Genomic DNA, 12,595 nt, shown 5'->3' with positions numbered 1-12,595 from the left:
AGCTTTTCTGTATATAGAAGAGGAGCAGACATAATGAAACGTAAATATGGTGACGGTGCTTCGTGGAAGAGACTAATAGAAAAGAGTTATACGGTTAAGCAAGTGGAAGAGGGAATGCTCGGAATACTGGATATAAAAAAAGTGAGAGAGCCTAGTTGTAAAGAATATGATGGTAAAGAAATTTGTATTGCAAGTGATGGGTATACGTGGGTTCAATATTTCATTAATGGAAAGAACTTTGCGATTACAGCTATGTTAGATGATAGGCACAATTTAGTGCAATATTATATTGATGTGACGAAAGAATATGAAATAGACGATCGTGGTTTACCGTATTTTGATGATTTATATTTAGATGTAGTATTATTACCCAGCGGTAAGGTGTATATATTAGATGAAGAAGAGCTAGAGGATGCTTATAAAAGTGGCGATGTCACGAAGGAAGAGTATGAGTTAGTTTGGTACACTACGAAATGGATATTAGCAGCAATAAAAAATAGTGAATTTTATTGGATTTCAATATTGGAAGAAGAAATCGAAAAGTTAAAATGATTGTTGTATTCAAATTTTTGTATAATTACCAAAAAAATCTATACAAAAAATAATTGACTTTTGTTTTGTAAGCGAGTAAAGTTAGGGAAGAAATTATTATTAAAAAATAAATATGAAACCTTCTTATAAAGAGAGGCGGAGGGACTGGCCCTACGATGCCTCGGCAGCGGACTCGATTTCAGAGTGCTGTGCCAAATCCAGCAAGCGTGTGCTTGAAAGATGAGAAGAGTGTTTCTTATAGATGTATAAGACCTCTTCTCATCGGAAGAGGTCTTTTGTTATTCATTAGAAAAAGGTTGAAACTAGGGAGAGATGGTACTTTGAAAGAAACGAGAGGAAATGGTTTAGCTTTATTACCACTTGGGATATTTTTGGCGCTATTTATTGGTTCTGGAATTATTACAGGTGATTTCTATAAATTGCCGATACTTGTAGCGATTTCAATTGCTGTAGGAGTTGCTTTAGTGATGAATCGTAAAGAAAGTTTTAATGTGAAAGTAGAGCGGTTCGCTAAAGGTGCAGGAAATCCAGATATTATGATTATGGTATTAATTTTTGTGCTTGCTGGTGCATTTTCTGAAACTGCTAAAGGAATGGGCGGGGTAGATTCAACTGTTAATTTAGCGTTAACTATTTTACCGCCAGGATTTATCGTAGCTGGAATCTTTGTTATTGGTGCATTTATTTCATTAGCTATGGGGACTTCAATGGGAACAATTGCAGCGTTAGCACCAATTGCTGTAGGTATTAGTGGTCAAACTGATATCTCAATTGCGCTTACGATGGCTACTGTTGTTGGCGGAGCGATGTTTGGTGATAATTTATCATTTATTTCAGATACAACAATCGCAGCTGTTCGTTCACAAGGAACAGAAATGAAAGATAAGTTTAAAACGAACTTTTTAATTGTATTACCAGCGGCTATTATTACAATTGTACTATTAGTAATAGTTACTTCAGGAAGTGATACGCAGGTTAAAGCGCATAGCTTTGATTGGATAAAGATTTTACCGTACGCAGGAGTACTTATTACAGCTCTACTTGGCTGGAATGTACTTATCGTATTAACTGGTGGAACTGTACTATCTGGTGTTATCGGTCTTATAGATGGAAGTTACACGTTAGAAAGTTTCTTTAAAAGTGTAACGACTGGAATGGGCGGTATGATGGAGTTAGTATTACTTGCTATATTAATTGGCGGTATGGTTGAATTAATCCAATATAATGGTGGTATTCAATATTTAATGAATGTATTAACACGTAATATTCGTTCGAAAAAAGGAGCGGAATTTGGTATTGCTGGTTTAGTGAGTATGACGAATATGTGTACAGCAAATAATACGATTTCGATTATTTTTACAGGCCCGCTTGCAAAAAATATTGCGGATCAATATGAAATAGATCCTCGTAAATCAGCGAGTGTATTAGATCTTTTCTCATGTTGTGTGCAAGGGTTGATCCCGTACGGTGCCCAAATGTTAACGGCAGCAGGATTTGCAGCGTTATCTCCGGTTGAATTGTTACCATATGCATTTTATCCAATTTTAGTTGGAGTATGTGGGATTATTTCTATTTTAATTGGGTTTCCAAGGTTTTCGAAAGTAGCTGAGAAAAAAAAGTATCATAAAACAGCTTAATCTAATATGAACGTTAGTAATTAAAAAACGTGCAGAGAATAGACTCTGCACGTTTTTTTGCGTAAAGGGCTGAATATGACTCGGTCTTAAGTCTGAGTTAAAAACGGTTCTTAAGCTCGTTATGGAAAGATGAAAAAATAGTTAAGATAAGAGTATCAAATCGAAGGGAGGCAAGCACAAGATGAAACAATTTCTAGCGTTTATCGCAGCCGGTATTTTGGCTTTAATTGCTCTTGGTAGTCTTGCTGGTATTGTAGGATTCGCAATCGGAGCAGGAGTTGTATATTGGAGCTATAAATCATTTGTGCGAGCTAAATCATTTTTTGGAAAGTTAGCTTGGGGTATTGTTGGTTTAATCGGTTTATCCATTGCACTTTCTCATTCACCAGCATTAATCGGTATCGCTGCTTTAGTGGTTTTATACTACGGATACCGTGAGTGGAAAAAAGAAAAAGATGTAGTTGTTGAATCTGCTCCAGAAAGTTCTAAACCATATAGCAACTTTGAAGATGAGTGGAACAAATTAATGAAAAACTAAAACAATAAATCAAATTATAATTAAAGTAGAAGAGAGGAAGATTTATAATGAAACAATCTTTATTCGGACGTGTACGCGATGCAATTTTAGCTGATTTTCATAACGTGTTAGATGAGAAGGAAAGAAAAAATCCAATTGCGATGTTAAACCAATATTTACGTGATAGTGAGCGTGAAATAACAAAAATTGAGAAGTTAATTGAGCGTCATAAAACATTAAAATCTAACTTCGCTCGTGAGCTTGAGCAAGCACGTTATTTCGTTAATAAAAGATCAAAGCAAGCTATCGTTGCTCAAGAAGCAGGCGAATTACAATTGCACGAACGTGCGTTAGAAGAGGTAGCTTATTATGAAGGGCAAGTAACTCGATTAGAAGAAATGTATGCAGGTGTTGTAGAGCAAATTGATGAGTTAGAGCGTCGTCTTTCTGAAATGAAAAATAAATTAAAAGAAATGCACGCAAAGCGTATGGAACTAATGGCACGTGAAAATATGGCACATGCAAATCGTCGGATGAATACTGCGATGCATAAAATGGATGAAAATAATCCGTTCTTACGATTTGAAGAAATTGAAGATCACATTCGTGACTTAGAAACTCGTATGAATGAAGGGCATGAGCGTGACACATTTGATATGAAAATTGCAAAACTTGAGCGTGAAATGAAAGAAAAGAATGATGTATCGTTAACGAAAGAGTTAACAAAATAATAGTAGTATATTATAAAACAGGCTTATGATATAGTGATAGGAGAAAAGGTGTTGGAAAGCAATGCCTTTTCTTCTATGTATATGTGACAAGAAGGGGGGGAGCTGAAGTGAAGAAACATTTTTCAAAGACACAATTAATGGGGATGCTCCTCATCATATTTGGGTTCGGTCTTTTTCTTGATATGATACTTGGACATTTTGAACCAGGTGGTCTCATTTTTGCATTTATTATGCTTATGTTTGGAAGGCATTATCGTAAAAAGAATCGTTATGTACGGGGGAATGTATTTTTATTTGTTGGTGGTATCGTATTTTTATTTTTCTTATTTTCATCAGCAGCATTTGTTCTTGTCGTATTTGCTTGTTTAGCTTTAATTGGTTATCAATTGATTCAACAAGGACATCAGCAAAAAGCAATGAAGGTTGAAATTAAAGAAAAAGGAATTATAGACGAAGAGAAGCAAATATATCGTACAGAACCATATTTGAAAAATATGTTTGTAGGCAATGTACGAATGATGGATCATATTTATGAACTTGAGGATATTAATGTTCAATATGGTGCTTGTGATGTGGAAATAGATTTAACAACTGCTATGATTCCAGAAGGAGAAACAGTAATTGTTATTCGAGGTGTCGTTGGTAATATTCGTTTATATGTGCCATATGATATTGAACTTTCTTTAAATCACTCTGTTATTGTCGGCCGTGTGCTCTTGCCAGGTCATGAAGAGACAGGGTTTAACCGCAATGTTACATTTAGAACAGAGCAGTATAAAGAGGCTCCTCGTCGTATTAAAATTATTTCTTCGCTTGTCGTAGGCGACACGGAAGTGAGGAAAGTATAATGAAGAAACAAAAAAATATTTCGTGGATGTATATTCGTTATTCTATGTTGTCCTCTGTTAGTATCGCACTCATTTGTACAATTGTATATGTTTGGAAAAGCGAGCAACAAGTGTATGATTTATTATGGAAGGAATCCATCGCTTCTGTTCCAATTGGCTTGTTTATTATGACTACAAGTTTACTTATCGGGGGAATTGTAGGATATGCAATCGGTTACTATATAGAGCAGCGTATACAAGGATTAAATACTTTTCTATTTGAAGTAGAGCGAGGGAATTTTCCGAGTGATGTTTCGTTTACTGCGGATGATGAATTTCATGAAGTGGAGCGAAAAGTAATCGTTCTGGCTCGTCGATTAGAGGAGCAAGCTGGACTCTTTCAAAAAGTAACGAATGAACGAGCTCATTGGAATGAAGAGATGAGACAAGAAGCGATTTCTCAAGAAAGGCATCGCTTAGCAAGGGAGTTGCATGATTCAGTAAGTCAGCAGCTTTTCGCAATGTCGATGATGATGTCAGCGATTAATGAACAAATAACTGAATTTCCAGATGTGACAAAAAAACAATTACAACTTGTTGAAAATATGGTTGTAAATGCTCAATCAGAAATGAGAGCATTGCTCCTTCATTTACGTCCTGTACAATTGGAAGGTAAGAAACTGACAGAAGGTATAGAGGAATTATTAACGGAATTATCGCGAAAACAACATATGAAAATTGAATGGCTTATTGAGCCAATAGAATTAAAAAAAGGTGTAGAAGATCATTTATTCCGTATTGTGCAAGAAGCGCTATCAAATACGTTGCGACACGCGAAGGCAAAGAAAACAGAAGTGCGCCTTCGAAAAATTGATCAATATGCGATTTTAAAAATCATTGATGACGGTGTTGGGTTTGAAGTAGGCGTTAATAAAGCCGGTTCCTATGGCTTAAGATCGATGCAAGAGCGTGTTCATGAAATTGGTGGGACACTCAAGGTACTGAGTTTCCCGGCCAAAGGTACACAAATAGAAGTGAAAGTACCGATTATGCTTGAGAGAGGGGGAGAAGTATGATAAAAGTATTGCTTGTCGATGATCATGAAATGGTTCGTATGGGTGTATCGGCATATTTATCTACACAACCAGATATTGAAGTGGTCGGGGAAGCTGAAAATGGAAAAAAAGGATCAGAATTAGCACTGCAATTAAGACCGGATATTATTTTAATGGACCTTGTTATGGATGAGATGGATGGTGTCGAAGCAACACGTGCTATTATTCAAGAATGGCCAGAAGCAAAAATTGTAGTTGTAACAAGCTTTTTAGATGACGAAAAATTGTATCCTGTTATTGAGGCTGGGGCGACTAGTTATTTATTAAAAACATCAAGAGCAAGTGATATAGCGGACGCTGTACGAGCTACTTATGATGGAGAAACGGTATTAGAGCCGAAAGTTACCGGGAAAATGATGTCCCGTATGCGTCAAAAGAAAGAGCAACCTTTGCATGAGGAGTTAACAGAAAGAGAGTCTGAAATTTTGTTATTAATTGCAGAGGGGAAAAGTAATCAAGAGATTGCAGATGAATTGTTTATTGCCCTCAAAACAGTAAAGACACATGTGAGTAATATATTAAATAAACTAAATGTAAGTGACCGGACACAGGCGGTTATTTATGCATTTAGACATCAATTAACGAAATGATAAAGTGCAACTTTAATCAGTGGGGGACTATCCCCATTGATTATTAGTTTGCATCAAATCTTTTTATTGACGCTAATAAATGTAAGCGTTATCATTAAGTTGTTAACAGTACATACAAAGGGGAGAATGTATATGTTAGTTCAAACTATATTCGGAATGGATAAGTCTAAAAAATTAGGGGATTATGTGAACGCATTACAAGCGCTTTGTGAACAATATAATGTTGAAACAGATAAAATTGCGATTATTGAGGCAACAGAGGAATACTATTTATTTTTAGTAAAGCAAGAAGACTGCTATGATGTTGTTAAGGTAGAAACAGTTGATACGAATATTGAATATTATACGAAAGCGTATAAAATAAGTAGTTTTAATCATACTGCTTATCAAATGTAAAAAAACTCCCTTTCGGGAGTTTTTTTAGGATGCTTTTGCGTCGGTTATTAAGGGAACTTTTTTAGCACCGTTTAGTTTAGCGATAGTAAATCCGATAAGTGCTCCGGCTAATGCTGGTAATAGCCAGCCTATTCCTTCATTATATAAAGGAATAAATTCAAAGTTGGACGTGATAAACGAGACTGGAATACCGCCTTGTTTTAATCCATCAAATACGCTCACAACTGCTGCTCCGATTAAAGCACCTACATAAACAGAGCGATATCCACCGAAGTATTTATGAAGTAACGATAGTAGTACGAGTACAATCGCAATTGGATATACAACAAGTAGAATTGGAACAGAGATTGCGATAATTTTTGTTAAACCTAAGTTGGCAACTAATAATCCTAATGCGCAAATGATACTCGCGAACGTTTTGTATGAAAATGTAGTCAATAATGTTGAAAAATATTGGCTGCACGCAGATACGAGTCCAACGCATGTCGTTAAACAAGCGAGTGTAACGATAAGAGATAATAGGAGCAAACCGTATGGGCCGAATAATTGTTGTACGATAACAGTAAGTAGCTGTCCACCATTTTTTGCATATCCGAGAGAGACACTAGTTGTCCCAAGCCAGCCGAGTGCACCATATACAAGTACGAGTCCTGTAGCGGCAATAAGCCCTGCTTTTGCTGTGGCGATGGCAATGGACTTACGATCATTCACACCTTTAGAGCGAATTGCATTTACAACGATAATTCCAAATGCAAGTGCTGAAATGGTGTCCATTGTTAAGTACCCTTCCATAAAGCCTTTGAAGATTGGAGAAGTTTGATACTCTTGCATAGCTGGTCCTGATTGTCCAAGTGGTGTAAAGACACTTTTAACAAACAATAAGAAAATTGAGAGTAATAAAATAGGTGTTAATATATTTCCAATACGATCGACAAGTTTAGATGGATTTAAACTCAGCCAAAATACGATAGTAAAGAATATGATTGTATATACAAATAGCACTAGGCTGCTAGAGCGGATTGTTTCTGGTAAGAAAGAACTAACACCCATTTCATAAGCAACATTTGCAACACGTGGGATGCCCATGGATGGACCGATGGCAATGTATACAACTACCGTAAAGAAAATTCCGAATAATGGATGAACATGACTTGCAAGTTGCTGCATTCCATTTCCTGATAGAGAAATTGCGATAACAGTAAGTAGTGGTAAGCCAACTCCTGTTAGTAAAAATCCAATCATTGCGGGCCAAAAGTTTTCACCTGCGTTTTGGCCAAGCATGGGAGGGAAAATTAAATTACCTGCCCCAAAAAATAAAGAAAATAGCATAAGACCCGTGAAAAAAATATGTTTTTTTGATACAGTGTTCATTGTTTTTCCTCCTTTTTTAAGTTCATTTGTAAGAACACAAAAAACTCGTCCCTAAAGAAAGGGACGAGTTATATTTACCCGCGATACCACCCTAATTTACACATGTAGAAATAAATCTATATGTATACGGCTTTGCAACGTACAACATGATACGTGTTCCTTGTAACGGGGGACGGCCGGTAAGAACTTACTGTAACATTCGGTTCTACTTCTCGGAGATGATTTTCGGTTACGCACTGAACGTTGGCTTTCAGCAAATCGCCAACTCTCTGGGGAACAGTTCTATAACGTACTCGTTCTCGTCAATGAATTTTTATTCAAGTATTCTGACAGTATTGTTGCATGTTTTTTTTAGAAAGTCAATATGTTTTTTGAAAGATATATTTATATACGGAAATATCGAAAGTAATATTCGTTGTTGCAAAAGGAATAATGAATTGTAAAATGGGAGTAAAAATTTGTGGAGAATTGTAAAATTTATAGAGAAAGTTGATATTTATAGGAGTAAAGAAGGGATTATTTGAATTTACAGAGAATATTACAACAATCCACTTGCTGGAAAGAACAAACCAAAAGAGGTGACTGAAATGCTTGCGATGGGAGTATTATTTGGCATTATTGCTATAATTGGTTTTATGTGGTTATATTATTCGCGTTCGTTTAAACAAGCAGAAGTTTTACTCTTTCAAAAAGGTAGTTTGTTGACAAATCAGTCTAGATATTTAGTATGTCCGAAGTGTGGAAGTGCACAGGCCAGAAGTGGAGGATATCAAGAGTGTTGCAAAATTAGATTATGAAAGAAAGGAAGCCTCACATTATTTTGTGAGGCTTCCTTCCTTACAACTTCATGGCGCTCCAAATTGTCCATCGATCTCTTTCAATAATAGGAGAGACGTTTTGTAATGTGGTCTGTATATGTTGTAGAAGTTGAGAAAGTTCATCATCTGTTAACTCATATAGAATGGATCGACCTGTTCGAGGAGATAAATCTTTTAGCAATGCTTCTACAGAATCATGTATTTTTCGTACTTCCCATTGTGTTTGTGTGGGAAGCACGTGAAGAGAATGTTTTTGTAATTCTTTCTGTATCGTGTTGGTTTTTGGACGTCTTTTTGACTCTATTTCAATGAGTTTTGGAAATATAGAGAAAAAATATCCACGAATGTGTTCGGGACTTCCTGGAACTGTACAATCTTCAATCGTTCGATCTTGTAAAATAAGTACACCGTTTTTATTTAATATACGAGAAGCTTCACATAAAAATGTAGGAATGTCTTGTAAATGATGAATAACTGCGCGCGAAATAACTATGTCGAATGTTTCGTTAGGGTATGGGATATTATGTGCATCACCGTGGATGAAAGAAATATTTGGGAAATTGTTGCAATTTTCTTTTGCAGCTTGTAATATTTCTTGTGAAAAATCAAGTCCCACAACATTTTTGGCTCCCATAAGAGCGAGTTCTTTCGTATAAATCCCGCCACCGCAGCCAATATCAATTATTTGCTTGTTTTGTATGTCTGTAATGTTTTTTACCATTTCAGCCCAAGAAATATGAGCGTTTCTTGTTGCGTATGTGTATTTATTATTTGCATCATGAAAATTAATGGACATGATAAAGACCTCCTTTCAATGATTAGTATAACTTATTTAATAGGATGTCACGTTTTTGTTTTATGTATGAAGATTATAAGAATTTCTTATCGTAAAAGGAGGATTAATTTGAAAGGGAAATATGTATTGTTGTTATTTGTTATGTTACTAGCAGCTTGTGGTCAAGCTGAGCAAAAACAAGAAACAAAAAAAGTAGAAGAGACGGTGAATGAAGTGAAAGAAACAATAGGGGTAACCGTTATACAAAAAAAACATAAAGAGAAAAAGTTGCAGGAATCAGAAGCGAAGTTAGTAATAGACATTTTGGATAAAGCTGAGAAACAAGAAATAACCGGAAGCTTCGGTGAACCTGAATATGAAATACAAATTAGTAGAGAGGGGAAAAAAGAAACTTATTATGCATGGTTAAGGGGAGAAGATAGACGAGGATGGGTGCAATATAAGAAAGTTATGTATATGTTGAATGAAAAAGATACGGAAAAGCTTTTGGCTATATTTCCAAATGTTTCAGAACAAAAAGAAGAAGAGGTGCAGGTAGGTCCTTTAACGGAGGTAACAAAAAAAGATTTGCAGATTACCGCGTTTCATATTAAAGCAGGCGATCAAAACGTGAATTATATGGTACGGTATACGATTTCACAATCACTATACAACAAGTTAGTGAAGGAACAAGAATATTATTTGCAACTCACTTTCCCAGAAAAAGTTCAAAAATTAATTGGAGCAAAAGAGAGTGAAATGATTTTAGGTGAAAAAGTAAAGGAAGGGTATAAGCAATATGAATTGCATGCTACTGTGCAGGTAAAAGGCGCTTCAGAATCACAATTAAAATCATTAGAAACATATTACGAAAAGTATGATTTAAAAATATTAAACAGTGAAAAAGAAAAAATAGGTGTGTTTCAAAATATAATTCAAATCGTTAAAGAGTATGGTGAAAAAATGAATTTCCAAAGATAAAGTGAGAATTTAATCGGCGGAGGCTGCTCATTTCTCATTGATTAATAGTCTTTGCCAATTCGGCGTTGACTCTCACTTAACTTCTTTGTTTCAACTGAATTTTGGGGTAAGACCCTTATTGGCTGTAACTGAATTGTAAATTCTATATAGCCTTTCCTAGGAAATGATAATAGAGAGGGGAGAAGAACACCCTCTCTATTATTTTGCTTTTGCAGATGGCTCATTCATTGATTTTCGTGTAATAAGAAATGAAATCATAAGAGCGGAAAGAATGATAAGAGTGATAAGTAAGTGATTTGGCAACCAATCTAATAATAATACATAGCTCACTGTATAAAAAATAAGAGTTGAAGCTAAAAATGATAAAACACTTATTATGAGAGATTGTAAATTCATTCGTATATACCTCCTTTATTTATATTTTTGGCTAAAAATGGATTAAATAAACATTATTTCTAACAATAGAAAAAAATATGTCATAATAAAGAGGAGAATAATTTTTGATGAGCTTGTATGACTCGTTACAGGGGGTTAAAGGAGAGAGATGAAAAATAATAAAAAAGGATTATGGGGAATTATTGTTGCCATAGGATTATTTTTACTGTCTAAGTTAAAGTGGGTATTTGCAATTTTTAAATTAGCAAAGTTTTCAACGGTATTTAGTATGTTTCTATCGCTTGGCGCATACGCAGTTCTATATGGTTGGAAATTTGGGGTGGCGCTCATTTATTTGTTGTTTGTTCATGAAATGGGCCATTTATGGGCTGCGAAAAGAAAAGGGATTCCAACATCGCCAGCAATCTTTATCCCATTTATGGGGGCTCTTATTGGAATGAAAGAGATGCCGAAAAATGCAAAAGATGAAGCTTACATTGCCTATATGGGTCCGCTTTTCGGGCTTCTGTCATATTTACCCGCGATACCGCTTTACATAATGACGAAAGAACCATTTTGGGCGCTTGTTATTTTGCTTGGAAGTATGATTAATTTCTTTAATTTAATTCCCGTTTCGCCGCTAGATGGTGGGCGAATTATTTCAGTTGTCAGCACTAAAATTTGGGGAGCAGGCCTTATTTTATTACTTGGCTATTCAATTTACTTTAAAAGTATTTTGGGAGGATTTATTGTTATTATCGGTTGTATGGAATTATATAGAGTGATAAAGAGAGATGAGCCGATTAAGGAATTAGGATATAGAATTGATGGAATGAAAGAATATGTTGCAAGGCTTGAAGAGGAGTTAAAAGAAACTGGTGCAGTACATCGAAATATATATATGATGCAACATGAAATAAATGTATTAAGGCAAAAAGAACGAGAGAAAGAATTAAAAACAGGAGAACTTCAAAAGCTTGAAGTGTTAGAGTATCTTTTACCAAAGTTTGAGCCACTTGATTACGTCCCATATGAAGATGAAAAAGAAACATATACAATTCATATAAGAGAAGCATTTGAAATGTCAGAAAGAAAATTACAGGAATGGGATGCAGACAAGAGACAACAGGAAAACTATTATAAAGTGGATGCGAAAACGAAATGGACAGTATTTGCTTGTTATATCGGATTAATGGCTATACTCGGTTACACAGCTTATGAAGGATATATTGTTTTACAAGAACATTTGCCAACGAGAAACGTATAGAAAAATATTGTCGAAATGATAGGAAGAATTTATACAGGAAGTATATTTCTACGAGAGAATGTTACAAGTATAGCCATACATTATAATATCTTTAGTAGAGAAGGAGTTCTGTATATGAAGAAATTGTTACGTGTATTCGGGATTATTATCGTAATGATCATCGCGAGTTATAGTCTTATGAAAGTGCTGTTACATTATGCGAATAAGCCTGCTGAGGTAAATACAATAGCTCAAGTAGAAGATGTGCAAGAAGAGACAAAAGTGCTAGATTTTATTCGAATGACACATGAAAGCTATAATAATTTCTTAAATTACGGTAAAGCAGAGAATTATACAGACGGGGATTGGAATCAATTTAAGCAATGGTTTCAACAACAAGAACCATCTTTAAAAAATATACATACGGAAATAAAGAATGAAAAAATAAAACGCGATGTAAATAGAAGCTATGAAATTGTAAAAAAGGGTGTGGAACTTCAAAATATTGAGTATGTAGTGTATGCCCACCGTGTATATCATGACTTGGATATTATCGTAAATAAATATAGGGGGGAAACGAATATCTGGGGGTATACAGAGTTTGGCGAGGGGAAAGATATAAAAGTAATTGAACAAGCTATACAAACAAAATAATAAGCTAGCT

At 35.1% G+C, this 12,595-nt stretch carries 15 protein-coding genes, 1 riboswitch and 1 other annotated feature; of the genes, 12 read left to right on the top strand and 3 right to left on the bottom strand.

The features are described from left to right. Window positions 1-33 precede the first annotated feature (33 nt). The 8 genes from N2V92_RS27650 (at window position 34) to N2V92_RS27615 (ending at window position 6,365) form a co-directional block, all read left to right on the top strand. Window positions 34-552, top strand: coding sequence for a DUF402 domain-containing protein (locus tag N2V92_RS27650; protein ID WP_042597457.1), 519 nt, complete (start codon window positions 34-36; stop codon window positions 550-552). A 120-nt stretch (window positions 553-672) separates the two neighbouring features. Then, a riboswitch (SAM riboswitch) is annotated at window positions 673-778 on the top strand. Between the two features lie 94 nt (window positions 779-872). Further along, complete coding sequence (locus tag N2V92_RS27645; RefSeq protein ID WP_033668892.1) at window positions 873-2,189, top strand: Na+/H+ antiporter NhaC family protein; 1,317 nt, start codon at window positions 873-875, stop codon at window positions 2,187-2,189. Window positions 2,190-2,370: 181 nt separating this feature from the next. Beyond that, the gene (locus tag N2V92_RS27640; RefSeq protein ID WP_000808640.1) at window positions 2,371-2,727 is read left to right on the top strand and encodes a lmo0954 family membrane protein; all 357 of its coding nucleotides are present in this window, start codon (window positions 2,371-2,373) and stop codon (window positions 2,725-2,727) included. A 47-nt stretch (window positions 2,728-2,774) separates the two neighbouring features. After that, a complete protein-coding gene (locus N2V92_RS27635) occupies window positions 2,775-3,437 on the top strand; it encodes a PspA/IM30 family protein (protein WP_000814131.1) in 663 nt (220 codons plus the stop codon). A 107-nt stretch (window positions 3,438-3,544) separates the two neighbouring features. Next, the gene (gene liaF, locus N2V92_RS27630) at window positions 3,545-4,285 is read left to right on the top strand and encodes a cell wall-active antibiotics response protein LiaF (RefSeq protein ID WP_000716094.1); all 741 of its coding nucleotides are present in this window, start codon (window positions 3,545-3,547) and stop codon (window positions 4,283-4,285) included. After that, the gene (locus N2V92_RS27625) at window positions 4,285-5,340 is read left to right on the top strand and encodes a sensor histidine kinase (RefSeq protein WP_000744327.1); all 1,056 of its coding nucleotides are present in this window, start codon (window positions 4,285-4,287) and stop codon (window positions 5,338-5,340) included. The genes liaF and N2V92_RS27625 overlap by 1 nt, the downstream gene beginning before the upstream one ends. Next, window positions 5,337-5,969: a response regulator gene (locus N2V92_RS27620; RefSeq protein ID WP_000598702.1), complete on the top strand. Its 633-nt coding sequence runs from the start codon at window positions 5,337-5,339 to the stop codon at window positions 5,967-5,969. Before N2V92_RS27625 ends, N2V92_RS27620 begins: the two co-directional genes overlap by 4 nt. Window positions 5,970-6,026: 57 nt before the next feature. Beyond that, on the top strand, window positions 6,027-6,365 hold the full coding sequence (locus N2V92_RS27615; protein WP_118961699.1) for a DUF3922 domain-containing protein: 339 nt from the start codon (window positions 6,027-6,029) through the stop codon (window positions 6,363-6,365). Between the two features lie 24 nt (window positions 6,366-6,389). On the opposite strand, the gene brnQ3 is transcribed toward N2V92_RS27615, so the two are convergent. After that, complete coding sequence (gene brnQ3 / locus N2V92_RS27610; RefSeq protein ID WP_001099170.1) at window positions 6,390-7,736, bottom strand: branched-chain amino acid transport system II carrier protein BrnQ3; 1,347 nt, start codon at window positions 7,734-7,736, stop codon at window positions 6,390-6,392. Between the two features lie 56 nt (window positions 7,737-7,792). Further along, window positions 7,793-8,051: a binding site (T-box leader), on the bottom strand. 272 nt (window positions 8,052-8,323) lie between these two features. Between brnQ3 and N2V92_RS27605 the strand changes: the two genes are divergently transcribed. After that, window positions 8,324-8,533, top strand: a complete 210-nt coding sequence (locus N2V92_RS27605; protein WP_000880630.1) for a hypothetical protein — start codon at window positions 8,324-8,326, stop codon at window positions 8,531-8,533. A gap of 40 nt (window positions 8,534-8,573) precedes the next feature. Here the strand turns inward: N2V92_RS27605 and N2V92_RS27600 are convergent, their stop codons facing one another. Next, window positions 8,574-9,350, bottom strand: coding sequence for a class I SAM-dependent methyltransferase (locus N2V92_RS27600; protein WP_042597458.1), 777 nt, complete (start codon window positions 9,348-9,350; stop codon window positions 8,574-8,576). Between the two features lie 108 nt (window positions 9,351-9,458). Here N2V92_RS27600 and N2V92_RS27595 point away from each other — a divergent pair, with 108 nt between their 5' ends. Further along, window positions 9,459-10,310 carry a hypothetical protein gene (locus tag N2V92_RS27595; protein WP_000677057.1) on the top strand — a complete coding sequence of 284 codons (852 nt, stop codon included), beginning with the start codon at window positions 9,459-9,461 and terminating at the stop codon, window positions 10,308-10,310. Between the two features lie 198 nt (window positions 10,311-10,508). On the opposite strand, the gene N2V92_RS27590 is transcribed toward N2V92_RS27595, so the two are convergent. After that, entirely contained in the window at window positions 10,509-10,706 is a 198-nt protein-coding gene (locus N2V92_RS27590) for a hypothetical protein (protein ID WP_001053359.1), read from the bottom strand. A 148-nt stretch (window positions 10,707-10,854) separates the two neighbouring features. Here N2V92_RS27590 and N2V92_RS27585 point away from each other — a divergent pair, with 148 nt between their 5' ends. After that, window positions 10,855-11,952 (top strand): site-2 protease family protein, encoded by a 1,098-nt coding sequence (locus N2V92_RS27585; RefSeq protein WP_000794497.1) that lies wholly within the window; start codon window positions 10,855-10,857, stop codon window positions 11,950-11,952. 114 nt (window positions 11,953-12,066) lie between these two features. Further along, window positions 12,067-12,585: a hypothetical protein gene (locus N2V92_RS27580; RefSeq protein ID WP_000735433.1), complete on the top strand. Its 519-nt coding sequence runs from the start codon at window positions 12,067-12,069 to the stop codon at window positions 12,583-12,585. Window positions 12,586-12,595: the final 10 nt, after the last annotated feature.

This window comes from Bacillus sp. CH_48 (assembly GCF_038008465.1).
Lineage (GTDB): Bacteria > Bacillota > Bacilli > Bacillales > Bacillaceae_G > Bacillus_A > Bacillus_A thuringiensis_S.
The sequence above is the reverse complement of the archived record's forward strand: the minus strand, read 5'-3'. Positions and strand labels throughout refer to the sequence as shown.

Excerpts from the sequence above, each read along its gene's own strand:
- N2V92_RS27650 (WP_042597457.1), top strand. The coding sequence starts at position 34 with ATGAAACGTAAATATGGTGACGGTGCTTCGTGGAAGAGACTAATAGAA.
- N2V92_RS27640 (WP_000808640.1), top strand. The coding sequence starts at position 2,371 with ATGAAACAATTTCTAGCGTTTATCGCAGCCGGTATTTTGGCTTTAATT.
- N2V92_RS27635 (WP_000814131.1), top strand. The coding sequence starts at position 2,775 with ATGAAACAATCTTTATTCGGACGTGTACGCGATGCAATTTTAGCTGAT.
- N2V92_RS27625 (WP_000744327.1), top strand. The coding sequence starts at position 4,285 with ATGAAGAAACAAAAAAATATTTCGTGGATGTATATTCGTTATTCTATG.
- N2V92_RS27620 (WP_000598702.1), top strand. The coding sequence starts at position 5,337 with ATGATAAAAGTATTGCTTGTCGATGATCATGAAATGGTTCGTATGGGT.
- brnQ3 (WP_001099170.1), bottom strand. The coding sequence starts at position 7,736 with ATGAACACTGTATCAAAAAAACATATTTTTTTCACGGGTCTTATGCTA.
- N2V92_RS27605 (WP_000880630.1), top strand. The coding sequence starts at position 8,324 with ATGCTTGCGATGGGAGTATTATTTGGCATTATTGCTATAATTGGTTTT.
- N2V92_RS27600 (WP_042597458.1), bottom strand. The coding sequence starts at position 9,350 with ATGTCCATTAATTTTCATGATGCAAATAATAAATACACATACGCAACA.
- N2V92_RS27590 (WP_001053359.1), bottom strand. The coding sequence starts at position 10,706 with ATGAATTTACAATCTCTCATAATAAGTGTTTTATCATTTTTAGCTTCA.
- N2V92_RS27585 (WP_000794497.1), top strand. The coding sequence starts at position 10,855 with ATGAAAAATAATAAAAAAGGATTATGGGGAATTATTGTTGCCATAGGA.
- N2V92_RS27580 (WP_000735433.1), top strand. The coding sequence starts at position 12,067 with ATGAAGAAATTGTTACGTGTATTCGGGATTATTATCGTAATGATCATC.